Annotated in this window: 25 protein-coding genes; 15 read left to right on the top strand and 10 right to left on the bottom strand. The window is 60.8% G+C overall.

Features of this window, described 5'->3' with window-relative positions; translation table 11 throughout:
• Positions 1 to 110: 110 nt before the first annotated feature.
• Positions 111 to 1,127, bottom strand: coding sequence for an iron ABC transporter substrate-binding protein (locus RHSP_RS30030; protein ID WP_004127929.1), 1,017 nt, complete (start codon positions 1,125 to 1,127; stop codon positions 111 to 113).
• A 118-nt stretch (positions 1,128 to 1,245) separates the two neighbouring features.
• Complete coding sequence (locus tag RHSP_RS30025; protein ID WP_004127926.1) at positions 1,246 to 2,130, bottom strand: LysR family transcriptional regulator; 885 nt, start codon at positions 2,128 to 2,130, stop codon at positions 1,246 to 1,248.
• Between the two features lie 99 nt (positions 2,131 to 2,229).
• Here RHSP_RS30025 and RHSP_RS30020 point away from each other — a divergent pair, with 99 nt between their 5' ends.
• Both RHSP_RS30020 and RHSP_RS30015 read left to right on the top strand, forming a co-directional pair.
• Positions 2,230 to 2,637, top strand: coding sequence for a CidA/LrgA family protein (locus RHSP_RS30020; protein ID WP_004127923.1), 408 nt, complete (start codon positions 2,230 to 2,232; stop codon positions 2,635 to 2,637).
• On the top strand, positions 2,624 to 3,328 hold the full coding sequence (locus tag RHSP_RS30015) for an LrgB family protein (protein WP_004127920.1): 705 nt from the start codon (positions 2,624 to 2,626) through the stop codon (positions 3,326 to 3,328). Before RHSP_RS30020 ends, RHSP_RS30015 begins: the two co-directional genes overlap by 14 nt.
• A gap of 56 nt (positions 3,329 to 3,384) precedes the next feature.
• On the opposite strand, the gene RHSP_RS30010 is transcribed toward RHSP_RS30015, so the two are convergent.
• Positions 3,385 to 4,722: an MFS transporter gene (locus tag RHSP_RS30010; protein ID WP_037155326.1), complete on the bottom strand. Its 1,338-nt coding sequence runs from the start codon at positions 4,720 to 4,722 to the stop codon at positions 3,385 to 3,387.
• A gap of 391 nt (positions 4,723 to 5,113) precedes the next feature.
• Here RHSP_RS30010 and cyoA point away from each other — a divergent pair, with 391 nt between their 5' ends.
• The 5 genes from cyoA (at position 5,114) to RHSP_RS29980 (ending at position 10,289) form a co-directional block, all read left to right on the top strand.
• Positions 5,114 to 6,247, top strand: a complete 1,134-nt coding sequence (gene cyoA, locus RHSP_RS30000; RefSeq protein WP_004127915.1) for a ubiquinol oxidase subunit II — start codon at positions 5,114 to 5,116, stop codon at positions 6,245 to 6,247.
• Between the two features lie 47 nt (positions 6,248 to 6,294).
• The gene (gene cyoB, locus RHSP_RS29995) at positions 6,295 to 8,298 is read left to right on the top strand and encodes a cytochrome o ubiquinol oxidase subunit I (protein WP_004127912.1); all 2,004 of its coding nucleotides are present in this window, start codon (positions 6,295 to 6,297) and stop codon (positions 8,296 to 8,298) included.
• A 4-nt stretch (positions 8,299 to 8,302) separates the two neighbouring features.
• Positions 8,303 to 8,932, top strand: coding sequence for a cytochrome o ubiquinol oxidase subunit III (cyoC, locus tag RHSP_RS29990; protein ID WP_004127909.1), 630 nt, complete (start codon positions 8,303 to 8,305; stop codon positions 8,930 to 8,932).
• Positions 8,929 to 9,333 (top strand): cytochrome o ubiquinol oxidase subunit IV, encoded by a 405-nt coding sequence (gene cyoD, locus RHSP_RS29985; RefSeq protein ID WP_004127906.1) that lies wholly within the window; start codon positions 8,929 to 8,931, stop codon positions 9,331 to 9,333. Before cyoC ends, cyoD begins: the two co-directional genes overlap by 4 nt.
• Positions 9,334 to 9,524: 191 nt before the next feature.
• Positions 9,525 to 10,289 carry an SURF1 family protein gene (locus RHSP_RS29980; protein ID WP_004127903.1) on the top strand — a complete coding sequence of 255 codons (765 nt, stop codon included), beginning with the start codon at positions 9,525 to 9,527 and terminating at the stop codon, positions 10,287 to 10,289.
• Positions 10,290 to 10,342: 53 nt separating this feature from the next.
• Here the strand turns inward: RHSP_RS29980 and RHSP_RS29975 are convergent, their stop codons facing one another.
• Positions 10,343 to 10,909 (bottom strand): histidine phosphatase family protein, encoded by a 567-nt coding sequence (locus RHSP_RS29975; RefSeq protein WP_037155320.1) that lies wholly within the window; start codon positions 10,907 to 10,909, stop codon positions 10,343 to 10,345.
• A 231-nt stretch (positions 10,910 to 11,140) separates the two neighbouring features.
• Between RHSP_RS29975 and RHSP_RS29970 the strand changes: the two genes are divergently transcribed.
• Genes RHSP_RS29970 through RHSP_RS29960 form a run of 3 tightly spaced genes read left to right on the top strand, consistent with a single transcriptional unit; the run spans position 11,141 to position 12,752 of the window.
• A complete protein-coding gene (locus RHSP_RS29970) occupies positions 11,141 to 11,350 on the top strand; it encodes a CbtB domain-containing protein (protein WP_037155317.1) in 210 nt (69 codons plus the stop codon).
• 12 nt (positions 11,351 to 11,362) lie between these two features.
• Positions 11,363 to 12,106 (top strand): CbtA family protein, encoded by a 744-nt coding sequence (locus tag RHSP_RS29965; RefSeq protein ID WP_004127899.1) that lies wholly within the window; start codon positions 11,363 to 11,365, stop codon positions 12,104 to 12,106.
• A gap of 4 nt (positions 12,107 to 12,110) precedes the next feature.
• On the top strand, positions 12,111 to 12,752 hold the full coding sequence (locus tag RHSP_RS29960) for a hypothetical protein (protein ID WP_004127897.1): 642 nt from the start codon (positions 12,111 to 12,113) through the stop codon (positions 12,750 to 12,752).
• 67 nt (positions 12,753 to 12,819) lie between these two features.
• Here the strand turns inward: RHSP_RS29960 and RHSP_RS34145 are convergent, their stop codons facing one another.
• Complete coding sequence (locus RHSP_RS34145; protein ID WP_004127895.1) at positions 12,820 to 13,140, bottom strand: GCG_CRPN prefix-to-repeats domain-containing protein; 321 nt, start codon at positions 13,138 to 13,140, stop codon at positions 12,820 to 12,822.
• Positions 13,141 to 13,402: 262 nt separating this feature from the next.
• Here RHSP_RS34145 and RHSP_RS29955 point away from each other — a divergent pair, with 262 nt between their 5' ends.
• Positions 13,403 to 15,010, top strand: a complete 1,608-nt coding sequence (locus RHSP_RS29955; protein ID WP_004127890.1) for an inorganic phosphate transporter — start codon at positions 13,403 to 13,405, stop codon at positions 15,008 to 15,010.
• 169 nt (positions 15,011 to 15,179) lie between these two features.
• On the opposite strand, the gene RHSP_RS29950 is transcribed toward RHSP_RS29955, so the two are convergent.
• The 5 genes from RHSP_RS29950 to RHSP_RS29930 all read right to left on the bottom strand — a co-directional run bounded on the left by RHSP_RS29950 (position 15,180) and on the right by RHSP_RS29930 (position 20,588).
• Positions 15,180 to 15,632, bottom strand: coding sequence for a Ros/MucR family transcriptional regulator (locus RHSP_RS29950; RefSeq protein ID WP_004127888.1), 453 nt, complete (start codon positions 15,630 to 15,632; stop codon positions 15,180 to 15,182).
• Between the two features lie 168 nt (positions 15,633 to 15,800).
• The gene (locus RHSP_RS29945; protein WP_004127886.1) at positions 15,801 to 16,403 is read right to left on the bottom strand and encodes a helix-turn-helix domain-containing protein; all 603 of its coding nucleotides are present in this window, start codon (positions 16,401 to 16,403) and stop codon (positions 15,801 to 15,803) included.
• A gap of 100 nt (positions 16,404 to 16,503) precedes the next feature.
• Positions 16,504 to 17,292: an EAL domain-containing protein gene (locus RHSP_RS29940; protein WP_037155313.1), complete on the bottom strand. Its 789-nt coding sequence runs from the start codon at positions 17,290 to 17,292 to the stop codon at positions 16,504 to 16,506.
• Between the two features lie 335 nt (positions 17,293 to 17,627).
• A complete protein-coding gene (locus RHSP_RS29935) occupies positions 17,628 to 18,473 on the bottom strand; it encodes a sugar phosphate isomerase/epimerase family protein (RefSeq protein WP_240535538.1) in 846 nt (281 codons plus the stop codon).
• A 237-nt stretch (positions 18,474 to 18,710) separates the two neighbouring features.
• On the bottom strand, positions 18,711 to 20,588 hold the full coding sequence (locus tag RHSP_RS29930) for an adenine deaminase (RefSeq protein WP_037155526.1): 1,878 nt from the start codon (positions 20,586 to 20,588) through the stop codon (positions 18,711 to 18,713).
• A 266-nt stretch (positions 20,589 to 20,854) separates the two neighbouring features.
• On the opposite strand from RHSP_RS29930, the gene RHSP_RS29925 reads away from it, so the two are divergent.
• Genes RHSP_RS29925 through RHSP_RS29910 form a run of 4 tightly spaced genes read left to right on the top strand, consistent with a single transcriptional unit; the run spans position 20,855 to position 24,620 of the window.
• Complete coding sequence (locus RHSP_RS29925) at positions 20,855 to 21,892, top strand: ABC transporter substrate-binding protein (protein ID WP_004127876.1); 1,038 nt, start codon at positions 20,855 to 20,857, stop codon at positions 21,890 to 21,892.
• Positions 21,893 to 21,940: 48 nt separating this feature from the next.
• Complete coding sequence (locus RHSP_RS29920; protein ID WP_004127872.1) at positions 21,941 to 22,765, top strand: ABC transporter permease; 825 nt, start codon at positions 21,941 to 21,943, stop codon at positions 22,763 to 22,765.
• Entirely contained in the window at positions 22,765 to 23,556 is a 792-nt protein-coding gene (locus tag RHSP_RS29915; protein WP_037155524.1) for an ABC transporter permease, read from the top strand. Before RHSP_RS29920 ends, RHSP_RS29915 begins: the two co-directional genes overlap by 1 nt.
• 5 nt (positions 23,557 to 23,561) lie before the next feature.
• Positions 23,562 to 24,620 (top strand): ABC transporter ATP-binding protein, encoded by a 1,059-nt coding sequence (locus tag RHSP_RS29910; protein WP_004127866.1) that lies wholly within the window; start codon positions 23,562 to 23,564, stop codon positions 24,618 to 24,620.
• Positions 24,621 to 24,919 lie beyond the last annotated feature (299 nt).

The following is a 24,919-nucleotide window of genomic DNA, read 5'->3' as shown; positions in this document are numbered from 1 at the left end:
TCGATCGGCCTTAAGGCCATCCCTATGCCCCTAGCAGGGCATAGGACAGTGATGCAAGAGCCAAGCCCGCCCGAAAGCGCTCTAAAGGTGCCGCGGCGCGGGCTTTCGCCTTAGATGAGTCCGGCTTCCGTCATCAGGTCGGTGACCTTCTTGCTGTTCAGCTTCGAAGGTTCGACCTTGGGTGCCTGCAGGTCTGCCAGCGGCACCAGCTTCGGATTGGAAGCCTCGCCATTGCCGACGGCATATTCAAAGGAGTTGCCATCGCGCAGAACGGCCTGGCCACCCTTGCCGGTGATCCACTTGAGGAAAGCCTGAGCTTCCTTCTGGTGCTGGCTGGATGCCAGAACGCCGCCGCCGGAGATGCTGACGAAGGCACCCGGATCCTGGTTCTTGAAATAGTGCAGCGCGACGTTCTTGCTGTTTTCGCCGGTCTTGGCCTGATCGCCGAACCAGTAATAGTGGTAGATCACCGCGCCTTCGACCTCGCCGGCATTGACGGCTTTCATGGCGACGCTGTTGCCCTTGTAAGGGCTGGCATTTTGCTTCATCGCCTTCAGCCAGGCGCGGGTCGCATCTTCGCCCTTCAGCTCGAGGAACGCGCTGACGATCGCCTGGAAGTCTGCGCCGGCCGGCGAAGCACCCCAGCGGCCCTTCCACTTGGCATCGGCAAGGTCGAGCAGCGACTTCGGCAGATCGGCTTCCTTCAGCTTGGTCTTGTCATAGGCGAAAACCGTGGAGCGGGCGGCAACGCCGACCCAGTTGCCATCGGCTGCCTTGAAGGTTTCCGGCACCTGAGCCAGCGTATCGGCATTGACCGGAGCAAAAAGCTTGTTGGCGTCGACCAGCGCCATGCCCGGCGAGTTTTCCGTCAGATAGACGTCAGCCGGGGAAGCAGCACCTTCCTGGACGATCTGGTTGGCGAACTGCATGTCGCCGCCGTTGCGGATCGTGACCTTGATGCCAGTTTCCTTGGTGAAGCCATCCGCCCAAGCCTGTGTCAATGCCTCGTGCTGGGCGTTGTAAACGACGATGCCCTCGGATTCGGCGGCGTTCGCCATCATCGGAGCGACCGCAAGACCTGCGGCAAGCGCCAGTGCACTGGTGAGATGAGTAAAGGAAAAAGTCATAAGCCCTCTCGCTTGAAAGTCGCCGCCCGCAGCGGCAATGGAATAGCCTATATTTTTCCTGACAATTATTTTCAAGTTTACATCGGCGCTTTGTTATCAAAAAAGTTTGAAAAAGGAGTCAAGATTTCCCCGCTATCTCCGCGGCGAGATCGAGCCAGGCCTTGCCGGCGTGCGAGAGATAGCCGCCTCGCCGCCATATCCATGCCATGTGCCATGCCATTTCCGGCTCGACGACGAGTGCATGGCTGACGCCGGGGCGTTGCCGCTGCTCGGCGATCAGCCGCGGCAGGAAACCCACGCCGAGGCCGGCTGCGACGAGCTCGACGATGAAATTGATCTGACTGGAGCGCGCGGCGATATCGGGCGCGAAGCCGGCGGAACGGCAGGCATCGAGAATGATGCCATTGAGGGCAAAGCCGGTTTCGAACAGGATGAACGGATTGCCCTGCAGCGCCGCAAGCGGCACCGTCTCATGCCCGGCGAGCGGGTGCGCTGACGGCAGCAGCACATGCATCGGCTCGCAGCGCACGCTCTGCGACTCGAAGACATCTCGCGTCGGCAGGAGCGAGGCGCCAAGATCGACTTCGCCGGAAAGAACCATTTCCTCCAGCCGCATGGCCCCCTGCTCCGCCAGCTTGATCTCAATCCCCGGATAGCGATTGCGGAAGACGGCAAATATCGGTGCGAACAGCGCATCGTTGCCGATCGGCGGCAGGCCGAGGCGCAGCATGCCAAGGGCAAGGCCGCGCAGTTCGGCGAGCTCGGCAAGCAAATCGTCTCGCCCGGCGAGGATTGCCACAGCCCTGCGATACGCCACCTCGCCGGCGTCCGTCAGGGTCGTGCGATGGCCGATGCGATTGAGCAGCGGCAGACCGAGCTCGTCCTCAAGCTGGCGTACGGCCTTGCTGACGGCGGACTGGGTTGTGAATACCACCTTCGCGGCTTCCGAAAATCCGCCCTGGCGCACCACTTCGACAAAGGCCCGTAAGGTTCGAAGTTCCATCATTATTCCTTATGGGACTAAATTTGATGAAATCAATTCATTTTGTTCATGCGGAGGCAAGGCTTATCTTTAGGCCATCCGGTTTTCTCGAGTTTCTCCATGCGTAGTGATCTGCAAAATCATCCGAAGCTGAGCCGTTTGGCCCAGATCCTGCTGCTGCTCGGCTTCTGGCAGGTGGGCGAGGCCATCGTGCGTCTGACGCATCTGCCTATACCGGGCGCCATTGTCGGCATGCTGCTGGTACTCGCGCTGTTTGCCAGCGGCAGGATCAGCATGGCGAGCATGAAGCGCGGTGCCGAGTGGTTTCTCGCCGAGATGCTGCTGTTCTTCGTGCCGGCGGTGCTGGCCCTGCTCGATCATGGCGAATTCATCGGGATCGTCGGGCTGAAGGTGCTCGCGGTGATCTTCGCCGGCACCGTCATCGTGATGGGCGTCACCGCGATGACGATCGATATCGGCTACCGTCTGATGATGCGCCAGGGAGCGTCCCGCCATGTCCAGCATTGAAAGCCTCGCAGCCGGCCTGTTCTGGCCGCTGGCGACGATCGGGCTCTATTATATTTCCAAGGCGCTCCATCGGCGCTGGCCCTCACTCTGGCTGTCGCCGCTGGTGGCGGCTCCCGCAGTCCTGATCGCCATCGCGCTGCTGCTGCACGCAAACTATCGGGATTATATGCATGACAGTCGCTGGCTGCTTGCCTTGCTCGGGCCGGCGACGGTCGCCTTTGCCGTGCCGATCTACGAACAGCGGGATCTCATCAAGCGCTATTGGCCCGTGCTTCTGTTCGGCGTAACGGTCGGCAGCACGACGGCCATGGTTTCGGCCTGGGGGCTTGCCAACCTCCTCGGCCTCGACGAGAGCCTGCGCCTCAGCCTGATGCCGCGTTCCATCAGCACGCCTTTCGCGATGGTGGTTTCGGGCGATATCGGCGGCGTGCCTAATCTGACCGCGGTCTTTGTCGTCATCACCGGCCTGTTCGGCGCCGTTGTCGGGCAAACCCTGCTGCGGCTATTGCCGCTGCGATCGGGCATGGCGCGCGGTGCGCTTTACGGCATGGGCGCGCATGGCATCGGCGTCGCCAAGGCGCATGAGATCGGCCGCGAGGAGGGATCGATCGCCGGGCTGGTCATGGTCTTGGTGGGATTGACGAATGTGCTGGCGGCACCGTTGATCGCCTGGTTCATGCATTCTACCTGAACGAAAAAGGCCGCGGCACTTCCATGCCGCGGCCTTCTTCAATTCGATAGTCCGTCTCAGTTGTCGCGTGTTTCCAGCGTCTTGCTGAAGAAGATCGCGACCAGCGTGCAGACGACGCCCGACAGCAGATAGAGGCTGGTGTAAACGAGGCCGAACTGGCTGGAGAGGGCAAGCGCCACGAAGGGCGCGAAGCCGGCACCTATCAGCCAGGACAGATCCGATACGAGGGCCGAGCCGCTATAACGGTAGTTCTGGCTGAAGCGCGAGGCGCTGGCGCCGGCTGCCTGGCCGAAGGAGAGGCCGAGCAGCGTAAAGCCGAGGACCACGTAGATATGGCGACCAGTCGCGCCGCCATCGAGCAGCCAGGGAGCGACGAAAGCGAAGCAGGCGATCAGCACCGCACCGATGGCGAGCTGATTGCGACGGCCGATCCGGTCGGCCAGCATACCGGAACAGATGATGGCGAGAATGCCGCAGATTGCGCCAAGGAACTCCATCAGCAGGAACGAACCGGGGGTCTGCTCGCTATAAAGCGTGACCCAGCCGAGCGGGAAGACCGTGACCAGATGGAAGGTCGCAAAGCTTGCGAGCGGCACAAAAGCACCGATCAGCACGTCGCGGCCGTGCACGCGCAGCAGCTCCGTCATCTTGACGGGCTCGAGCTCATGGCGTTCCAGCAGCGTGCCGAATTCCTCGGTGGCGACCAGGCGCAGGCGGGCAAAGAGCGCGACGACGTTGACGGCGAAGGCGCAGAAGAACGGATAGCGCCAGCCCCAGTCGAGGAAGTCCGCTGTGCTGAGGCTCGTGGCGAAATAGGCAAACAGCGCGCTCGCCAGCATGAAGCCGATCGGGGCGCCGAGCTGCGGGATCATCGCATACCATCCGCGATGATTGGCCGGCGCATTGAGCGCCAGGAGCGAAGCCAGGCCGTCCCAGGCACCGCCGAGCGCAAGGCCTTGGCCGATGCGGAAGAGAGCGAGCAGGACGATCGCATAGGCGCCGGCTTCGGAGTAGCCGGGCAGGAAGCTCATCGCCGCCGTAGAGCCACCGAGCAGGAACAGCGCGATGGTGAGCTTGACGCCGCGGCCATAGCGGCGGTCAATCGCCATGAAGATGAACGAACCGATCGGACGGGCGATGAAGGCAAGCGCGAACACCAGGAAGGAAAGGAGTGTTCCATGCAGCGGGTCAGCAAAGGGGAACATCAGCTTCGGGAAGACCAGGACCGACGCGATGGCGTAAACGAAGAAATCGAAAAACTCGGACGTGCGACCAATGATCACGCCGATGGCGATATTGCCGGGAGCGACGGAGCCGTTCGCATGCATGCTGCGGGCATCGCTCTCAAGCGTTGATGATGTTGGGTTCAGTGATTCATGCGTCACGCTGACCATGTAGGGAGCCTCCCTCTCCAAGCACGATTTCCTCCACGAATTCGTGCATAATCAAAATGTTTATCAAACGTGCGAACATATCAAGTGTCGAGCATGAAATAATTCGCAAATTAGCCATCAAGGCCAGCCTTTCCGGCCTTTGCCGCCACGCCGCGAACATATCGGAAATGGCCACCCGTGGTCATTTGTTCCGATCCGGGTATATTAGCCGCGATAAAAGCGAATGATCGGCGGAAAACCTTCTGGATCTTGCAGGGTTTTCCCGATAGGTGGGGCCGCATTCCATACCGCATTGCACGCGCCCTTGCTGCGGTGCGACGAAACACCTCATATCGTTCATGACCGCCGTCCTTTAGTCGCGGTAAGGTCGAAACAAAAAGAGCTTTAAGACGTGCCAAGACTATCGAAGATTTTCAGCCGTTTATCCGTCATTCCATTGTTTTTGCTGCTATCTGGTTGCGACATGGTGGTGATGGCTCCCTCCGGCGATATCGCCATGCAGCAGCGAGACCTCATCATCGTCTCGGTCGTGCTGATGCTGATCATCATCATTCCGGTGATCTTCCTGACGCTGTTCTTTGCCTGGAAATACCGCCAGTCGAACAAAGAAGCGACCTACGAGCCGGACTGGCATCATTCGACGCGTCTGGAGCTGGTCATCTGGTCCGCGCCGCTCGCCATCATCATCGCGCTCGGCGCGGTAACCTGGATCAGCACCCATCAGCTCGATCCTTACCGCCCGCTCGACCGCATCGCGGCCGACAAGCCGCTCGCCGCCGACATAAAGCCGCTGACGGTGGAAGTCGTCGCGCTCGACTGGAAATGGCTGTTCTTCTATCCGGAATACGGCATCGCCACCGTCAATGAGATGGCAGCTCCGGTCGACCGGCCGATCAATTTCAAGATCACGGCCTCCACGGTGATGAACTCCTTCTTCATCCCGGCGCTGGCTGGCCAGATCTACGCCATGCCTGGTATGGAGACGAAGCTGCACGCCGTCATCAATCATCCCGGCGAATTTCAGGGCCTGTCCGCCAACTACAGCGGCGCCGGCTTCTCGCACATGCGTTTCAAGTTCCATGGCGTGAACCAGTCCGATTTCGATCAATGGGTCCAGAAGGCCAAGAGCCAAGGCACGAAGCTCGGCCGTCCGGAATATCTGGCGCTTGCCAAGCCGAGCGAACGCGAACCGGTGCGTTACTTCAACGCCGTCGACGATGGTCTCTATAACGCCGTCCTCAACATGTGCGCCGATCCGAGCAAGATGTGCATGAGCGAAATGATGCATATCGACGCCAAGGGCGGCGCCGGCAAGGAAAGCCACGAAAACCGCGAGCGCCTGATCTACGACAATCAGAATGCCAGCCCGGCCGAAATCACGCCCGTCAAGGCTGAAGGGGGTGCCGGTCACACCATGCAGCATGGCGACAATTCGATGCAGGGAATGTCCATGCAGGGCATGGATATGGGCAACGGCTCTTCTTCCGATTCGTCGACCGGTTCGGCGCAGCATCAGGGTCACTGATCCGGTGCGCTCAATAACAAGACATTCATAAGGGACAGAGGCAATCCATGTTTTCCAACCCGGACCTCTATAAATTCATCTTCGGTCGGCTGACGCTCGACTCCATTCCGTATCACGAACCCATCCTCGTCGTGACCTTCCTCGGCGTCGCCGTCGGCGGTATCGCCCTTCTCGCCCTGCTGACCTATTTCCGTCTCTGGGGCTACCTCTGGAAGGAATGGTTCACCAGCATCGACCACAAGAAGATCGGCATCATGTATGTGGTGCTGGCACTCATCATGCTGCTGCGCGGCTTTTCCGACGCGTTGCTGATGCGTCTGCAGCAGGCGCTCGCCTTCAACGGTTCCGAGGGCTACCTGCCGCCGCACCACTATGACCAGATCTTCACCGCCCACGGCGTCATCATGATCTTCTTCGTGGCGATGCCCTTCGTCACCGGCCTGATGAACCTCGTCGTGCCGCTGCAGATCGGCGCACGCGACGTCTCCTTCCCATTCCTGAACAACTTCTCGTTCTGGATGACGACGGCAGGCGCGATTGTCGTCATGATCTCGCTCTTCATCGGCGAATTCGCAAAGACCGGCTGGCTGGCCTATCCGCCGCTTTCCGGCATTGCCTATAGTCCAGACGTCGGTGTCGACTATTACATCTGGGGCCTGCAGGTCGCGGGTATCGGAACGACGCTTTCGGGCATCAACCTGATCGCCACCATCGTCAAGATGCGGGCGCCGGGCATGACCTTCATGAAAATGCCTGTTTTCACCTGGACGTCGCTCTGCACCAACATCCTGATCGTCGCGAGCTTCCCGATCCTGACCGCCACGCTGGCGCTGCTCACCCTCGATCGCTACGCCGGCACGAACTTCTTCACGAATGACCTCGGCGGCAATCCGATGATGTATGTCAACCTCATCTGGATCTGGGGTCACCCGGAAGTCTACATCCTGGTCCTGCCGGCCTTCGGCGTGTTCTCGGAAGTCGTCGCAACATTCTGCGGCAAGCGCCTGTTCGGTTACGCCTCGATGGTTTACGCCACCTGCGTGATCATGATCCTCTCCTACCTCGTCTGGCTGCACCACTTCTTCACGATGGGTTCGGGCGCCAGCGTGAATTCCTTCTTCGGCATCACGACGATGATCATCTCGATCCCGACGGGTGCGAAGCTCTTCAACTGGCTGTTTACGATGTACCACGGGCGCATCCGTTACGAAGTGCCGATGCTATGGACCGTCGGCTTCATGGTGACCTTCACCATCGGCGGCATGACCGGCGTCATGCTCGCGGTTCCGCCGGCCGACTTCGTGCTGCACAACTCGCTGTTCCTGATCGCTCACTTCCATAATGTTATCATCGGCGGCGTGCTCTTCGGCATGTTCGCTGGCGTCAACTACTGGTTCCCGAAGGCCTTCGGCTTCAAGCTCGATCCCTTCTGGGGCAAGATGAGCTTCTGGTTCTGGCAGATCGGCTTCTGGTTCGCCTTCATGCCGCTTTATGTCCTCGGCCTGATGGGCGTCACCCGCCGCGTCAGCCAGTTCGACGATCCGTCGCTGCAGATCTGGTTCGTGATCGCTGCCCTCGGCGCTGGCCTCATCGCCATCGGCATCGCCTGCTTCCTCATCCAGCTCGGCGTCAGCTTCATGAAGCGCGAAGAGCTTCGCGACCACACCGGCGACCCCTGGAACGGCCGTACGCTGGAATGGTCCACTTCGTCGCCGCCGCCGGCCTACAACTTCGCCTTCACGCCGATCGTCTACGATCATGACGCGTGGTGGGACATGAAGAACCGTGGCTACAAGCGTCCTACAGAGGGCTTCATCCCGATCCACATGCCGAAGAATACCGGCACGGGCGTCATCCTCGGCGTTCTCTCGATCGGCTTCGCATTCGGGATGATCTGGTACATGTGGTGGCTCGCCGCCATCGCCTTCGTCGCGATGATCGCCATTACGATCGGCCATACCTTCAACTACAAGCGCGACTACCACATCCCCGCCGACGAAGTCGTTAAGACCGAGAACGAGCGTACGAAGCAGCTCGCAGAACAGGTGTAAGACTATGACGACCCATACCGCAAAGGCTCCCATCGACGGCGAAACACCCGCCTTCTACATGACGGAGGAGCATCATCCGGAAGGCAGCACGATGCTGGGCTTCTGGATCTACATCATGAGCGACTGCCTGATCTTTGCAGTCCTCTTCGCAACCTTTGCCGTGCTCGGCCACAGCTATGCCGCCGGCCCGTCGCCGGCCGACCTGTTCGAGCTGCCGCTCGTCGCCGTCAACACGGCGATGCTGCTCTTCTCCTCCATCACCTATGGCTTCGCCATGCTGACGATGGAGAAGGACAACAAGTCCGGAACGCTGATGTGGCTGACGATAACAGGCATCTTCGGCGCACTCTTCATCTTCTTCGAACTCTATGAGTTCTATCACCTGATCCTCGACGGCGCCGGCCCGCAGCGCAGCGCCTTCCTGTCGGCTTTCTTCACGCTGGTCGGCACGCACGGCCTGCACGTCACCACCGGTATCGTCTGGCTGATCACGCTGATGGTCCAGGTCGGCCGCTATGGCCTGATCGCAGAAAACAAGCGCCGCCTGATGTGCCTTTCGATGTTCTGGCACTTCCTCGACGTCGTCTGGATCGGCGTGTTTTCCCTCGTCTACCTCATGGGAGTTCTCGGATGAGCTCGAACGCAAACCATTCGCATCATTCCGGCGACGCCCATGGCCACGACCACCATGGCGGCCACGAGGCGGCACACGGCACTTTCAAGAGCTACATGACGGGGTTCATCCTCTCCGTCATCCTGACGGCCATTCCCTTCTGGCTGGTCATGAGCAAGGTCATCTCCGATCCGGCTGTCACCGGGGGGATCGTCATGATCCTCGGCGCGATCCAGATCGTCGTGCACATGATCTACTTCCTGCACATGAACACCCGCTCGGAAGGCGGCTGGAACATGATGGCGCTGATCTTCACCATCGTCCTCGTCATCATCGCACTGTCCGGCTCGCTCTGGGTCATGCATCACCTCAACGCGAACATGATGCCCATGTCGCCCGAGATGATGCGCAACATGCCATAAGATCGAGTGGTGGGCCTTCAGCCGAAGGCCCGCCCTCCTCCGGCGCGAGATTTGCGCCGGATGCTGCGCAGGGCATTCCTGAGAATGCCTGAACTCGCAGCCGAATTTTTCAAGACCACGCATGATCTTCAGCGAAGAGACTTAAAGACCTCCCGAAATCATGCAGCAGCGCGTCCCCGGAGACCAGCGCCATGACCGACACGTCCTCGAACACATCTGACGGCAAGCCGCGCTCAACATTTGCCCTTGCCATATGGGTGTTTCTGCTTCTGCTTCTGACGACCCTTCTCATAGGTCTCGGCACCTGGCAGGTGGAGCGTCTGCACTGGAAGCTGGATCTGATCGCCCGGGTCGATGCGCGCGTGCATGCGCCGGCGGTTCCGGTGCCCGGCCCGGCGCAATGGGCTGGTGTCACCGCGGAAAACTCCGAATACAAGCATGTGCAGGCGAGCGGCACCTTCCTCAACGACAAGGAAACGCAGGTCTATGCCTCGACCGCGCTCGGCCCCGGCTACTGGGTGCTGACGCCACTGAAGCAGGCTGATGGCACGACCATCATCGTCAATCGCGGCTTCGTGCCCACCGATAAGCGCAATCCGGCGACCCGCGCGGCCGGCCAGATCGGCACGGAGATGACCGTTACGGGCCTACTGCGGATCAACGAGCCCAAGGGCACGCTGCTGCGCTCCAATGTGCCGGCGGAAGAACGCTGGTATTCGCGCGACGTAACGGCCATCGCCGGAGCCCGCGGCCTGCAGAATGTGGCGCCCTATTTCATCGATGCCGACGACACGAAGAACCCTGGCGATCTGCCGGTTGGGGGCCTCACGCAGATCACCTTCCACAACAGCCACCTCGTCTATGCCATTACCTGGTACGGACTTGCGGCCATGACGCTCGGCCTGGCCATATTCCTCGTCTATTTCGAGCGGGGGCGGGGCAAGGCGAGCCGCTAAGCGTCCTGCTCTTTCTGGCCGTCGCCGCCCTTTTCCTCGAATTGCTCCAAGCCCTATTTCGCCACCTGCGGGAAACGAAGCTGCCAGCGCCGGCCGTCGCTGGTCATTTCGACGAGGCCGAACGGCTCGACGTCGATCGTCCAGAATGCCGAGGGCGGCGCCTGCAGCACATGCAGTACGGCAGCACGGATGACACTCGCATGGGTGATGATGACTGTATGGCCGGCATCGTGAAGATGATGGCCCATCCATTCGCCGGTGCGCCGCACGACAGACGACAGGGATTCGCCGCGATGCGGCACGGCATCCGGGTCCGTCATCCATAGTGCGAGGGAATCCGGATCGCTGCCATGCAGTTCTGTGAGCGACCGTCCGCGCCAGTCGCCATAGTCGCATTCGCGCACCGCAGGGTCCGGGATAGCATCGAAGCCGAGCAGCGTCGCCGTCTGGCGCGCCCGCAAAGCCGGGCTCGTCCAGACCCGATCGATCGTCCCGAGCCTAGTGAGGGACAAATCGTCTCGCTGCGCCGCTTTCTCCTCCAGCGGTTCGTCGTCCGGGAAGCAGCCCTTTCGATTGGCTTCCGTCGGGCCGTGGCAAATCCAGCTCAGGCGCGTCTTCATGACACTCCATATCTCCATGCGGCAGCACGATTTGGCATCGCCGTCGCGTTTCATTGACAACCATCTTTGCGGGCAGATATAAACGTGCACTTACGGGTGTGGAAGCCGGTGAAATCCCGGCGCGGTCGCGCCACTGTAATCGATGACGGAAACTTCGCCCTCGAGAGCCAGACCCTTCCCGTAAAAACCCTTCCGCAAATGGAACGCGCTTTTCTTCAAGAGGGATGAACAATGTCCGATACCGCTTTCGCACCGTCCGCGATACCGCAGCCGATACCGCTCGGCCAGATCCTGCCGTGGGCCGTGTTCTCTGGCCTGCTGATGCTGCTGGCCATCTATTTCGTCGGCGCAGAGGAAGGCGCGACCTCCCTCTTGTCAGGCAGCTATGTGCACGAGTTCGTGCATGATGCCCGTCACCTTCTCGGTTTCCCCTGCCACTAAGGGGTCAAGCACATGGTTGGACGTCTTTTGCTCCGCGGCATGATCGTCGGGGCCCTTGCCGGTATTCTCGTTTTTGCCTTCGCCCACACCTTCGGCGAGCCGCTGGTCGATTGGGCCATCGGCTTTGAAGAAAAGGCCGCGCAGGCGGCCGGCGAGGCGCCGGAACCGGAAATCGTCAGCCGTGCCACGCAGGCGGGCATCGGTCTCTTCACCGGCAGCGTGATCTTTTCTACGGCGATCGGCGGATTGTTCGCGCTGGTCTTCTCCTTCGTCTACGGCCGCATCAGCCCGCACGGCGCGCGCGGCACGGCGGCGCTGCTCGCGCTCGCTGCCTTCGTGGCGATTTCGCTCGTTCCGGACATCAAGTATCCGGCTAATCCACCGGCCGTCGGCAATGCCGATACGATCGGCGCGAGAACCGAGCTGTTCTTCATCATGATCGTCGCCTCCATCGTCGGCATGATCGTCGCCGTCGGCTTCGGCCGCCGCCTGGCGGCACGCTATGGAACCTGGAACGGCGCGATCATTGCCGGCATCGGCTACATCCTCTTCGTCGCGCTCATCCAGTCTCTGCTCCCGTCGATCAACGAAGTGCCGGAACAGTTCTCAGCCGTGGTGCTCTGGCGCTTCCGCATCACCTCACTCGGGATGCATGCCATCCTGTGGGCCACGCTCGGGCTTGCCTTCGGCGCATGGGCGGAACGCATATTGCCGCTGACGCGCTACCGCGGCAACGCTACGCTGCGCCGGGCCTGAAATGATGCAGCCGTCGCCTCCCGCGCACCCGATCGGGCGCGGGAAACGCCGATCCGGACGCGGCGCGCTGCTGGCCGCCATCTGCCTCGTTTTATCGGTCTGGCCGACGGTGCTTGCAGCCCATGGCGGCAGCTCCTCCGGGAGCCATGCCGGCATTCCGATACCAAGCCTTACCCATGGCGAAATGACGCTGATTGCGCCCTATTATGGCCGGATCATCGCGGCCGCGGAAGATGTGTCGAACACCGATGAGACCTTTCGCCGGCTTCTGAATTTCGCGCAGATCCAGCGAGCCTATTGCCTCTGGGGCATCATGCCGGGCAGCGTCAGCGACGAGGAAAGCCCCTTCAACGAATGTTCGCATGCCTATCTTGCAGCAGCCAAGGCCGTATTGCTGCAGATGCGGACGATGGACGGGGACAAGACTTCCGTCGGGGATCTCGTTTCCGACATCGACGCCGTCCTCGCTCGCAACAATCTGTCGCTTGTTCTCTGCAAGTTCAGCGGCGAGAGCTTCAATACGGCCGATCTGGTCAGGCCGAGGCTGGCCGGCATCGTTGCGCACGGCAAAAGCCTGATGGCGGTCCTCTCGGCCTTGATGGCGGCCGGAGCCGGCCTATGGCTGGCGGCGCGCATTGCGGATTAGCCACTACCCCTAAAAAAACACCGCCGCTGAACGCGGCGGTGTTTTTCGCTTTACCTGTCAAACTGACTTACCAGTCGCGCGGGCGCCCACGCCAACCGTCTTCACGCCAGTCATCGCGATGACGGCGATGGTGCCAACCCCATGGCGGCGGCGGTGGCGGTCTGTAGTAACCCCAGCGGCGCGGCGGCGGACCCCAGCGATTCGGGCGGCATTCACCCCAGCGGGTGATGTGCCAGCCGCGGCCGCAGGCATAGTCAACATTCACAATCGGCGCTCCGGGCGCTGTCACTCCGGCCGTTGTCCCGACAGCGGGAACGGGCATTGCTTCTGCCGACGACATAGCCAATCCGCCGAGCAATGCAGCGATGGCAAACACGGTCGATTTCATCTTTAATGGTCCTCTATCCAAGTCCCTTGCACGCTGGATTTAACCCTTGAAGGTATGAACGCCGGCTGAACCGAAAAAGGCGTTTTGGCGGCAAAATCATGATTGGCTCGACGCCAGCCCGCCGGCAAAACACCGTCCGTCGCGCAAATCAGATAGAGATGACAGCCTGCGCGCACAGGATGTTCGGCCTCGCTCGCGCGTCACGAGAGTTTCACGAAGGGGGCTTACACCGGAAATATCAATTGCCATAAGGGAGTTTGAGATGGTCGACCTCGCTTCAAGCAGTTCGGAGAATGGCAACGCCGGTCACCCGATTCACGGTGCAGCCGGCTCGACAAAGTGGTTTCTGCCGCTGTTCGGCATTGTCGTCCTCGGCGGTCTCGCCTATGTCGGCTATGCTCTCGGCAGCGATCTCGCCGAAGCGGCGGCGGTTCCATGGATTCTGCTCGGCCTCGCCCTCTTGATCGCGCTCGGCTTCGAATTCGTCAACGGTTTCCACGATACGGCCAATGCGGTCGCAACCGTGATCTACACCCGCTCGCTGCCGGCTGAATTCGCGGTCATGTGGTCCGGTTTCTTCAACTTCCTTGGCGTGCTGACCTCTTCAGGCGCGGTCGCCTTCGGCATTCTGGCGCTTTTGCCCGTTGAACTGATCCTTCAGGTCGGCTCCGGCTCGGGTCTTGCGATGGTCTTCGCCCTGCTGACCGCCGCCATTCTCTGGAACCTCGGCACCTGGTATCTCGGCTTGCCGGCGTCAAGCTCGCACACGCTCGTCGGCTCCATCATCGGCGTCGGTCTCGCCAACCAGTTCCTGGCGCCCACCGGTTCCGCCACAAGCGGTGTCGACTGGTCGCAGGCCAGCAGCGTCGGCATGTCGCTGCTGTTGTCGCCGATCATCGGCTTCGGCGCAGCCGCGATATTGCTTCTGGTCGCCAAGGTGCTGATCCGCAACAAGGCACTTTATGAAGCACCGAAGGGCAATGCACCGCCGCCGGTGTGGATCCGCGGTCTGCTGATCTTCACCTGCACCGGCGTCAGCTTTGCGCACGGTTCGAACGACGGCCAGAAGGGCATGGGCCTGATCATGCTCATTCTCATCGGTCTCGTCCCGACCGCCTTCGCACTGAACCGGACGCCCGACGTCAACTATCTCGATGCCTACAAAGCTGCCTCCGTGCAGGTCGAGACGGTGCTCGGCAAATATGTAAAGCCCGGCGTCGCCGTGCCCGCCGATCCGAAGGCTGCCGTCAGCGCGGCCGTGAAGAGCAAGACCTGGACGGACGCGACAACGCCGGCGCTCCAGGCCTACATCCACGCCACCAGCGCCGAGATTGCCGCCTATCCGAGCGTCGAGAAGCTGCCGAACGGGCTCGTCAGCAACGTCCGCAACGACATCTACCTCATCGGTGAATCGCTGAAGCTGATCGACAAGCAGAAGCTGCTGCCGATGAGCGCCGACGACCTGAAGGCCGTCACCAACTATCACGCCGCCGTCGATCACACGACCAAGTTCATCCCGCTCTGGGTGAAGGTTGCCGTCGCACTGGCACTCGGCCTCGGCACCATGGTCGGCTGGAAGCGCATTGTCGTGACCGTCGGCGAAAAGATCGGCAAGACGCACCTGACCTATGGGCAGGGCGCTGCCGCCGAAGTGGTCGCCATGCTGACGATCGGCGCTGCCGACCATCTCGGCCTGCCGGTCTCGACCACGCACGTCCTGTCCTCCGGCGTCGCCGGCACCATGGCGGCGAACGGCTCGGGCCTGCAATGGTCGACCGTGCGCAACATGCTGATGGCCTGGGTCCTGACGCTCCCGGCTTCGATCGCGCTCGCCTTCGTACTGTTCATCATGCTCCGTCAGGTCTTTTGATCGGCGCATTCAAGCAGTCTTCGGCCGAGCTGCGCAATATTTTGAAAGACAATGGCGCCCCAGAGGGCGCCGTTTTTATTGCGAGAGACCGGCACATGCCGCGGTTCTACTGCGCATGGCGAAACATGCACCGCCACTCGTCAGAAGCCGCGGGATCTCTCGGGCATAATCACGAGTCAACGGTTTCCTTGCGGCTGCCACTGGCGCCAAGGCCGGAAAGTTTCGCCAGCTCCGAGCGGCGGTTCGCGTAGTTTTGTGCGACCATCGGATAACTGGGGGCGAGCCCCCATTTCTGCCGGTATTCCTCGGGCGTCAGGCCATAATGCACGCGCAGATGACGCTTCAGCGTTTTGAAGCGTTTGCCGTCCTCGAGACAAACGATGTAGTCGTTCGTCACCGATTTCTTCAAATCCACGGCCGGCACCAGACTACTCCGTTCGACGGCAGGGGCGGACCCGTCCAAGGCATACAGTGCCTCGTAGATATCCTTGATCAGCTTTGGCAAGCTCGCGACCGGTATCGTGTTGTGGCTGACATAGGCCGAAACGATTTTCACGCAGGCATCCAACAATGAATGCAGCTGCGGTGAGGCGGGCATTTTTCTCTCACTGAAAGAATCCATGATCTTTTCCGGATCTCCTAAGGTTCCTCGCACGTGGCTCCGCTCGATTGCATCAAGTGGGTATCCGCAGCCGGATGTCGAAGCGTTTCAGGTTACGCCATCTTCAAGGCGCGTCATCTTGAGCATTGCTGCCGGGGCAGACTGTGTCCGCACCAGGTAGGGCCGCGATCATAGCCGGTAGGCTCCCGTTGCAAGCCCGGTAACCGCCGCAACCTGCGGCAGTTCGCTGGCTGATTCCGCAAGATAGGCCGACAGCTTCTTGCAGAGAGTGACGAGCGGCATGCCGAGCATGAATGCCGTATGTGTCGGATCTCCTTTGCAATGACGGAGCGTCTGAAGGATAAGCTTGCGCTCGACATCCTCGATGGTCTGACCGACGAGCATGCCGATTGCCGCGTCGACGGGCTGACTTGCCGGCTGTCCGTCCCGAAGATGAAGGACGAGCTCTTCGAGCAATCTGTCCTCGCTTGCCGTCGCGATGACGACGTCCGTAGCGCCGTCCTCGAATTCACAGAAGACATAGAGGTCGCTTTCGTCATCTATCGTGACACGCCCCACGACCTCCGCCGATGCATCCCGAATGAGAATATGCGGCGCGGTCCCGCCGGAAAACGCGACCGATAGCGCGCTATCGCCGGTGGTAAGCGCATCGTGCAGCCGGCCCACCAAGGCGCGCAGCAGCGTTTTCACCTTTAGCTCGCGCGTTGCCCGCGCGGCGGACGCGCGATAATCCGAAGCAAAAAGCGGCGGCCGCATCATGGCAACACCCATGCGGGCGCCGCATGCCGTTTCGACGCACGGCCGGCGCCTGCCTCTCCCGCAGCGGCCACAGGGGTTGCGACCTCATTCGGCCCAACTAAGGCGGAAAGGCTCATTCCACCCCCCGCAGACCGATCTTGCCTTTGTGCCGGCGCAGCTTCGGCAACGACGCCGGCTTTGACAAAAGGAAGCCCTGCACATGGGTTGCGCCCGCCGCGCGGGCGGCACCGAGCTGAGCCTGGGTCTCGATGCCTTCGACGACGACGAAAGGCGCAAAACAGGAGGCAAAGCCAACGAGATGGAACAGGCTGTCATGTCCATCGCGGCCCCGCCTGTTGTCCCGCAGAAATGCCGCATCAATCTTGACGATGTCGGCGGTCACCTGCAGCAACGATGCCGGCGTGGCAAAGCCCGAGCCGAAATCATCGATCGCGATGCGGCAGCCGAGCGAGCGGATGATCTTCACCCGCTCGATGGCGGCGCCGACCAGCGGGTAGCTTTCCGTTACCTCGACGATCAGCCGGGCGGCAAGCTCCGGCCGGCGGGTGATTCGGCCGAATATATCTGCGAATCGATCCGGCTGAGACAGGCCGGAAACCGACAGATTGCAGCCGAGGACAAGCGTTTCGTCCGCGGCAAGAGCCGAAAGCACCATATCGAGAATGTGCAGATCCAGCGCGAACCAACGATCCTGTCGCTCGAGGAGCGAGACGAATGCGCCTGCCGGATGCACTGTTCCGTCCGCCTCGGTCACGCGCGCGAGGCTTTCGGCATAAAATACCTTCTCGATATGCTCCGCGTCATGGACCCATTGGGTGGCAAATCCCAGGCCGCCCTCGGCAATCGCCTTTAAGATCAGGTCCTTATGCCCTTCCTCACTGCGGCTCGCCTTACCGTTCATCAATTATCCCCTCATCAGGGAGCAGATTTTGGGCAGGACTCGGGAGGCAAGCAACGGTGGCTGGAAACGGCGCGATGGGCTCCGAATCGTCAGATTTCTGGCGCTTTGAATCTGCCTCATCCATCTTCCAGATACCTCAAACCCTAGTCATTAGGGGCCTCTTCATCGAGCTGGAAATATTGCAGCAAGAACCTTCGTCAACCAGGCGCCGCCACGCCATTGACGATCTTCTTTTATTTGTTGCTAATACAATAACCAGCAACCCATTGCAAAAGTCAACCGCTACGCATTCTTGTCATATGCAATTCAACCAGGATATTAACAGGCTTCACAGGTCATTCGCCGCGCAATTCCTGCGGCCACCAGCTGCTTTGTCGTGCAGCCTGAAGAGCCAAATCCAATGGCGGCAATTCGGCGTGCCACAGTTTCTCCCATTCCAAGCTCACAACGCCAGCATAGCCGTCCGCAGCAAGCGCGGAACGCAACGCCGCCATGGGGAACTCTCCACTGCCCGGCAGCACATAGCTATATGGCAACCGCGAGCCCGCTTTGGAAACGCTATCCTTCACATGAAGATGGCGGGCATTGCGCCGAACTTGCCTCCAGGTTTCGGCTGGATCCTGTCCGCCCTTGCGCCAGGTATGATGCGTATCCCAGATCAGCGCGCAATCGGGTGCTGCCTGCAGAAAGCGGGCAATCGCGTCGGGCGCTACCAGACAATCATGCGTCTCGACGACCATCTCGGCGGTAAAGCCTTCTCGCCTGGCTGTTTCGTCCCACCACCGCAGCGTCGACAGCGCTTCATCCAACTCCTTCTCAGCGCCCGTTTCACCGCCGTCGAAAACTCGCAGCGACCGGACGCCCGCGGCTTCGGCCCACGGCAGATAGCGCAGGAACGCCTCCTTGGCCTCGGATGTCGCCCCGACGAGACGCAACGAGGTGTTGAAGGCGCAGACGCCCACGATGGACTCTTGCAATGCACGGGCAAGGGCGGCCGGCGAACCGAACCTTTCGGTGAAATAGGTCGCCAGATCGATCGTGCCGCCGAGGGCACGAATTTCGATAGCGTCGAGGCCGTGATGCGCCGCCAAGGCAAGGGCTTGGTCCAGTTCAAGATCCGCGCATCCCAGCGTAGAAAATGCCAACGTCATCCGTGGCATATCATTATCAACGACAGTCACCACGGCCTCCTCCGCCTGGTTGCCAATGTCGGCCGGCAAGCTCGGAAGCAAGGTGCGCTCCACCCTCTTCCCGCCACCGATGCGCGACACAAGTAACCAAACGGATAATTATAAAACCAGATGCACTCGTCAAGGGCTATCGGAAACGTTCACGGTGAACGAATGCGGATTGCCCGCGGCCAGCCCCGCAAGACCAAAATCCGCGGAAGGATATCCATGAAAATTTCGAGGATATACCTACCAGACGACGGGATGGGTTTCTCCGGTCGCGACATTGACGAAGCCTTCCGGTGCTCTTTCCGACGGGGCCACCAGAACCCAGCGCCAGGGCGCGCAGGTCAGCGTCGCAAAGGAGAGGCGCTCCGGAAAGCCCGGCCACCAGCGCGGCGAGAATGTCGGCTCGTACATCCAGTCGATGCCGGCACCAGCCTCATACAGCTTCTGCATTTCGGCATCCAGCTCTTCAGCCGATCTCGCGGTCATGAGGCCACCGACTTCGTAGTGGACGCGAGCGATCACTTTTCCGCCTGACGCCAGCACCCAGCCGCCCCGCTGCTCGTTGAGCGCGTTGACGACCATCGCCATGGCTTCATCCGAAGAACCGACGACCCAGATATTGTGCTTGTCATGACCGAGCGTGGCGCCGAGCGCCGTATCGGGCGTGCGCGGCCCGGTGCCGAGCCAGAACATGCGGCCCACCTTGGCCTCGCCGGAGAAGCGGTCGACGATGGCGAATTTGGTAACGTTGCGGTCGGGATCGCGCTGAACGGCACCATCGCGGATGGGCAGATCCATGGTGATGAAATCGTCGGCCCAGTGGAACGGCCGCAGCAGCGCAGCTTTCGCCGTGGCAGCATCCGAAGGCGCTGCGATACGAAAATCCTCAGCCGAGACCGTTCTATCGATCCGGACCGTCTTCGTCGCCCAGTCCGGCCAGTCGATCTCGGGACGAACACCGACGAAGGTCTTGCCTTCGGAAGCCGGCTTCCCATCCGCCCAGACCTTGGCGATCGACAATGTCTTCACATCATCCAGAAGCGCGATGTCGGCAAAGCGACCGGGCGCGATCGAACCGACCCAGGGCGTGAGCCGCATGTGCCGCGCGGGATTGATCGTCACGCATTGAATGGCGATCTCAGGCGCCAGCCCGTTCTCGATCGCAAGCCGGACATTGTGATCGGTCGCGCCGATCTTCAATGTGTCGGAAGCGCTGCGGTCGTCGGTGACGAAAGCGATCTGCGACCAGTCGGACAGGCCTTTGGCGACCAGCCCCTGAATGACCTCTGGCAGGGAATGCGGCCGAAGCTCGATGAACAGGCCGTGCGTCAGCTTTTCCCAAATTTCGTCGAGAAACCAGCCTTCGTGATCGGAAGCGAGACCCGCGCCGGCGAAAGCATTGATCGACGCCAGATCGCGCAAGCCCGCCCCATGCCCCTCGACGACGCCGCGCTGCTCAAAGGTTGCCTGGATCATGCCCCAGAGACGATCGTAAGCCGGATTCTCGGGATTGCTGACCGATGGCCAATCCATCACTTCGTCAAGGCCTGCGACCATCAGGCTTTCGGAGAGAAAAGCCTTCTGCTCGTCATAGCCGAAGTGACCGCCGCCCCATTCGTAAGCGGTCGGCGGCACGGCGGAGCCCGGCAGAGGGAATATCTTCATCGGCGAACCGCGGCGACGCGCTTCCAGCCAGAATTCGAGATTGCGGGCACCGTTCACATTGGAGAATTCATGACTTGCCTCGCAGGTCCAGGTCACGCCAAGCGGCATGACGAGGGCCGCTTCCCACTCCGGCGTCAGATGCGAGCTTTCGATGTGTTTGTGCGCCTCGCCAAAGCCTGGGACGGCCGCAAGATGCGGCTCATGCAGGCGTTCGCCGACCTCTCCGGTGTAGCTGCCGGCGGGGCCGACATGGGCGATCCGCCTGCCCTTGATGACGATCTCCTGATCTTCAAGCCAGGTGCGGCTATGCACATCGAGCAGCCGGCCGACGCGCAGCGAGCGGTCGGCGGGGCGGCGACCGAGCGCGGTCAGGGTCAGATCCTGGCGGATCAGCACCTCGTCCGCCGCATTCACAAGCAGATCGTCGGGAAGGTTTGCGCTAGGAGATGTCATGATTGGCATGCCTGCAGGAAACTCGATCCGCTGAGGGTAAAGATGGCGATCCGATGTGTAAAGCCGCTTACTCGACCTTCAGGAAAGCAAACCATCTCAATGAGTTGCATTCCCGACCCCGCGGCGCGCCCAAATACCTGATCCGTCCATACGAGCCTGAAAAACTGCTGCGTGCTCAATTGTTGGGCTTGTAAAGCCGATGCTCGAAAAATAGTATCCTGCAAGCTTGAAGCATCTGCAGGATTTCACTGACTAAAGGATCGATGATGAAGGGCCTCTCTCTTGCTCGTGTCGCGGGCTTTGCGATTATTGCTGCGACCGCCGCCCTACCGGCTTACGCCCAGGCAAAGACGCTTACCGTTTCATGGTGGGGCTATAACGGCGAGAAGATGCAGGCCAACATCGTCGAACCGTTCAAAAAGATCTGCGGCTGTGACGTTGTTTTCGAAACCGGCAACAATGCCGACCGTCTCAACAAGCTGAAACTGCGCGGCGGCAAGGGTGTCGACGTCATCTACCTGACCGACAGCTATTCGCAAGTGGGCATTCAGCAGGGTCTCTTTCAGGAAATCGACCGCAGCAAGGTCCCGAACCTCGCCGATCTTTACCACCTCGCAAAGGCACCGCAGGGCAATTACGGTCCTGCCTATACGATCGGCCGCGTGGGCATCGTCTACGATACGGCCAAGGTCAATCCGCCGATCACCTCCTGGAACGATCTCTGGCGCGCCGACCTGAAGGGCGCTATTTCGCTTCCGGGCATCACCACGACAGCCGGGCCGCTGACGGTGCTCGAAGCCGGCAAACATGCCGGCGTGGATTCCTATGCGGATGCCGACAAGGCCTTCGCGGCCATCGAGGCGCTGAAGCCGAATGTCGTCAAGAACTACAATACCGGCTCCGAACTGGTGAACCTGATCTCGACGGGTGAGGTCAAGGTGGCTCTCGCACAGGACTTCGTTCTGACATCGATGCGCGCGGCCGTTCCCACCATGGCCTGGGCCGACCTGAAGGACGGCGATATCGCCACCCTCAACACGGTCAACATCCCCAAGGGCTCGGAAAACGTCGAGCTTGCCCACCAGTTCATCAATTTCGTCCTGTCGAAGGACGTGCAGCAGATGGAAGCCGAACAGGGCGTCGACGCACCTGTCTCTACCAAGGTGGCGCTGACGCCTGAAAAGGCCAAGCTCTGGACCTATGGCCCCGACATGATCGCCAAGCTCAGCCGCATCGATTACCAGAAGCTCAACGAAGCGCAATCGGACTGGGTCGATCGCTGGAACGAGATCTTCGGCATGTAACTAAGGCGTGCCGCAGCCAGCCTGCGGCACTCTTACGGAATTCTTCTGATGAAGCATCTTGCAAAATGGGGTTTGACAGCGCCGGCAATTATCGCCGTGACCTTGTTCCTGCTCGTACCGGTGATCATCACGATCGCGGCGACCTTCGGTGAGCCCAAGGGCCTGTTTTCCCCCTACGTCACTTTCTTTTCCAGCGGCTTTCGCCGCACGGTGCTCTTCAGGACGATCGAAGTGGCGCTGATCACGACGGCGATCTCTTTGATCATCGGCTTCATCGCCGCCTATGTGATCGCGCAGATGCCAAGTCGCGCCAAGAGCGTGATGATCATCGCCGCCGTCTTTCCGCTGCTGACCGGAGTGGTCGTACGCTCCTTCGCATGGCTGATCATTCTCGGCAAGAATGGCATTCTCAACACCATTCTGCTTTCGACGGGTGTCATCGGTCAGCCGTTGTCGATGCTCTACACCGAGGGCTCGGTGATCGTCGCCATGGTCTACCTTTTCGTGCCGCTGATGATCCTGACCCTCGTCGGCGTGCTTGAAGGCATACCGCAGGATCTCATTCAGGCATCGACCTCGCTCGGCGCGACGCCGGCTGCGACCTTCCGGCAGGTCATCCTGCCGCTCGCCACGCCGGGCCTTATCGTCGGCGCGGTGCTGGTCTTTACCGGCAGCTTCACCTCCTATGCCACGCCGCAGCTGCTTGGGGGCGAAAAGCAGATGATGATGGGCACCTTCCTCTACCAGCGCGCCATGGTCACCTTCGACTGGGTCGGCGCATCGACGATCGCTGCCATCATGGTCGTGGTGACGATCGGGATCGTGGCGATCATGAGCCGTATCGCACGGCGGCTGAACCCGATGGCGGTATGATCATGACAAGGACGGTCCACCCCGCGCTCATCGCTTTCACCGTCTGCGTCTTCTTGTTCCTGCTGGCGCCGCTCGTCATCATCATTGGTGCTGCCTTCAGCGACACAACCTACCTCACCTTCCCGCCGCAGGGACTGACGCTGCACTGGTTCTCGAACATTTTTCAGATCGAGGCCTTCCGCACGACGGCGATCACCAGCCTCGAGCTTGCCTTCCTCGGAACGGCGCTTTCGCTGCTGATCGGCATTCCCGCGGCCTATGCCATCAGCCGCTACAGGGTCGAACTGCCGCGCTGGCTTTCGACGCTCTTCGTCCTGCCGATCCTCGTCCCGGAAATTGTTTTCGGCTTTTCGCTGATGAAATCGATCACCATCGGGCTCGGCCTGCCGATCTTCCCGAGCCTCTTGATCGGCCATGCCCTGCTAGTGCTGCCCTATTCGGTCCGCGTCGTCAGCGCCAGCCTTGCAAGCTTCGATTTCTCGGTCGAAGAGGCCGCCATCAGCCTCGGCTGCCCGCCTCTGAAGACTTTTCTGACCGTGGTGCTGCCAAATATCCGCGCTGGCGTCATCGCCGCCTTCATCCTCGCCTTCATCACCTCCATCAACGATGTCTCGGTCTCGGTCTTCCTGACCGGCCCCGGTATTTCCACCCTTCCGATCCAGATCCTCGCCCATATGGAACAGTTCTTTGACCCGACCATCGCCTCGGTCTCCGTGCTGCTGATGTTCGTCACCGTCGCCGTCATGGCGATCGTCGAAGCTACCCTGGGCCTCACCTTCCTGACAAAGTAGCCGCCGTGACCGTATCGCTCTCCATCACTTCCATCAGCGCGCATTACGGCAAGACGACCGTATTGCAGGATCTCTCGCTCTCCGTCGGCGCCGGTGAGCTGGTCTCGCTGCTCGGCTCGAGCGGCTGCGGCAAGACGACGACGCTGCGGCTTGTGGCCGGCTTCCTGCAGCCGACGAGCGGCACCATCAGGCTCGGCGATCGCGACCTCACGGCATTGCCGGCGCATGCCAGGGATATCGGCCTGGTGTTCCAGAATTACGCGCTGTTTCCGCATCTGACGGTGCTCGAAAACGTCGCTTTCGGCCTGAAGCAGCGGCGGATGGCAACCCCGGAACGCCAACGGAAGGCGGGAGCCATGCTGGAACGCGTCGGCCTTTCCGGCCTCGGCGACCGCCTGCCCGCCGCTCTGTCGGGTGGCCAGAAGCAGCGCGTCGCACTCGCCCGCGCGCTTGTGATCGAGCCGCCGCTGCTGATGTTCGACGAGCCCCTTTCCAATCTCGATGCCAAGCTCAGGATCGACATGCGCGTCGAGATCCGGCAGCTGCAGCGCGCCAACGGCACGACGTCGCTCTACGTGACGCACGATCAGGAAGAGGCCTTTTCGATCTCCGATCGCGTCGCCATCATGAATGCCGGCCGCATCATGCAGCTCGATACGCCGGAAGTCCTTTACCGCAAACCTGCCAACAGCTTCGTCGCCCGTTTCGTCGGCTTCGAAAACCTGCTGCCGTTGCGGGTCATCGAGCGCCAAGGTGCATTGGTCATGGCGGAGGGTGCGGGAGGTGCGCGAATCAACCTCTCGCAAGAGGATTTCGGGACCATCCCGGACAGCTTTATCCTCGGCTGCCGCGCGGACGGCCTCTTGGTTCGGCGCCAAGGCAATGGATTGCCGGCGGTCCTCGGAACGAGAACCTATCTCGGCCGCGCCTATCAGTTTCAGTGCAAAACGGCGGCCGGCGATATCGTTGCCAACGGCCCCTTGTCGGAGCCGATGAGTGCGGGAGATGCCGCTGTGCTCGTGCCGGTGCCTGAGCAATGCTGCATAATGGAGCCAGAGCGCTAAAAGATAGCCGGCGAAGTGGCCCATCCACTCCAGTCTGTTAGAGCATTTTCAGGAAAAGCGCGCCGCGATTTTCTGTTTAGAATGCGTAAGAAAACAAGAAGATAGAGCGTTTCCGCGATTCAGAGAAAAACGGAAATGCTAGGCGTGCCGTTGCTGTCCCGGCTTTGTTTCGTTCGCGATGCGGCTGCGCTCCGGCCAGGAGCGATATCAGTTTTAATTTTCCTGGGGGAAGTTTGGTTGCGGGGGGCAGGATTTGTTGTTTTCTGTCCCGCGGCGTCGGCTTTGCCTCCTTGCGGTCC

Origin of the sequence: Rhizobium freirei PRF 81 (assembly GCF_000359745.1) — a bacterium.
Classification (GTDB): domain Bacteria; phylum Pseudomonadota; class Alphaproteobacteria; order Rhizobiales; family Rhizobiaceae; genus Rhizobium; species Rhizobium freirei.
Note: the sequence above shows the minus strand (reverse complement) of the source record. Positions and strands in the feature narration are given on the sequence as shown.

Excerpts from the sequence above, each read along its gene's own strand:
- RHSP_RS29940 (WP_037155313.1), bottom strand. The coding sequence starts at position 17,292 with ATGAACGGTAAGGCGAGCCGCAGTGAGGAAGGGCATAAGGACCTGATC.
- RHSP_RS30030 (WP_004127929.1), bottom strand. The coding sequence starts at position 1,127 with ATGACTTTTTCCTTTACTCATCTCACCAGTGCACTGGCGCTTGCCGCA.
- RHSP_RS29950 (WP_004127888.1), bottom strand. The coding sequence starts at position 15,632 with ATGGATTCTTTCAGTGAGAGAAAAATGCCCGCCTCACCGCAGCTGCAT.
- RHSP_RS29925 (WP_004127876.1), top strand. The coding sequence starts at position 20,855 with ATGAAGGGCCTCTCTCTTGCTCGTGTCGCGGGCTTTGCGATTATTGCT.
- RHSP_RS29955 (WP_004127890.1), top strand. The coding sequence starts at position 13,403 with ATGGTCGACCTCGCTTCAAGCAGTTCGGAGAATGGCAACGCCGGTCAC.
- cyoD (WP_004127906.1), top strand. The coding sequence starts at position 8,929 with ATGAGCTCGAACGCAAACCATTCGCATCATTCCGGCGACGCCCATGGC.
- RHSP_RS29980 (WP_004127903.1), top strand. The coding sequence starts at position 9,525 with ATGACCGACACGTCCTCGAACACATCTGACGGCAAGCCGCGCTCAACA.
- RHSP_RS29945 (WP_004127886.1), bottom strand. The coding sequence starts at position 16,403 with ATGGGTGTTGCCATGATGCGGCCGCCGCTTTTTGCTTCGGATTATCGC.
- RHSP_RS29970 (WP_037155317.1), top strand. The coding sequence starts at position 11,141 with ATGTCCGATACCGCTTTCGCACCGTCCGCGATACCGCAGCCGATACCG.
- RHSP_RS30020 (WP_004127923.1), top strand. The coding sequence starts at position 2,230 with ATGCGTAGTGATCTGCAAAATCATCCGAAGCTGAGCCGTTTGGCCCAG.
- RHSP_RS29960 (WP_004127897.1), top strand. The coding sequence starts at position 12,111 with ATGCAGCCGTCGCCTCCCGCGCACCCGATCGGGCGCGGGAAACGCCGA.
- cyoB (WP_004127912.1), top strand. The coding sequence starts at position 6,295 with ATGTTTTCCAACCCGGACCTCTATAAATTCATCTTCGGTCGGCTGACG.
- cyoC (WP_004127909.1), top strand. The coding sequence starts at position 8,303 with ATGACGACCCATACCGCAAAGGCTCCCATCGACGGCGAAACACCCGCC.
- RHSP_RS29965 (WP_004127899.1), top strand. The coding sequence starts at position 11,363 with ATGGTTGGACGTCTTTTGCTCCGCGGCATGATCGTCGGGGCCCTTGCC.
- RHSP_RS29920 (WP_004127872.1), top strand. The coding sequence starts at position 21,941 with ATGAAGCATCTTGCAAAATGGGGTTTGACAGCGCCGGCAATTATCGCC.
- RHSP_RS29930 (WP_037155526.1), bottom strand. The coding sequence starts at position 20,588 with ATGACATCTCCTAGCGCAAACCTTCCCGACGATCTGCTTGTGAATGCG.
- RHSP_RS30010 (WP_037155326.1), bottom strand. The coding sequence starts at position 4,722 with ATGGTCAGCGTGACGCATGAATCACTGAACCCAACATCATCAACGCTT.
- RHSP_RS34145 (WP_004127895.1), bottom strand. The coding sequence starts at position 13,140 with ATGAAATCGACCGTGTTTGCCATCGCTGCATTGCTCGGCGGATTGGCT.
- RHSP_RS30015 (WP_004127920.1), top strand. The coding sequence starts at position 2,624 with ATGTCCAGCATTGAAAGCCTCGCAGCCGGCCTGTTCTGGCCGCTGGCG.
- RHSP_RS29975 (WP_037155320.1), bottom strand. The coding sequence starts at position 10,909 with ATGAAGACGCGCCTGAGCTGGATTTGCCACGGCCCGACGGAAGCCAAT.
- RHSP_RS30025 (WP_004127926.1), bottom strand. The coding sequence starts at position 2,130 with ATGGAACTTCGAACCTTACGGGCCTTTGTCGAAGTGGTGCGCCAGGGC.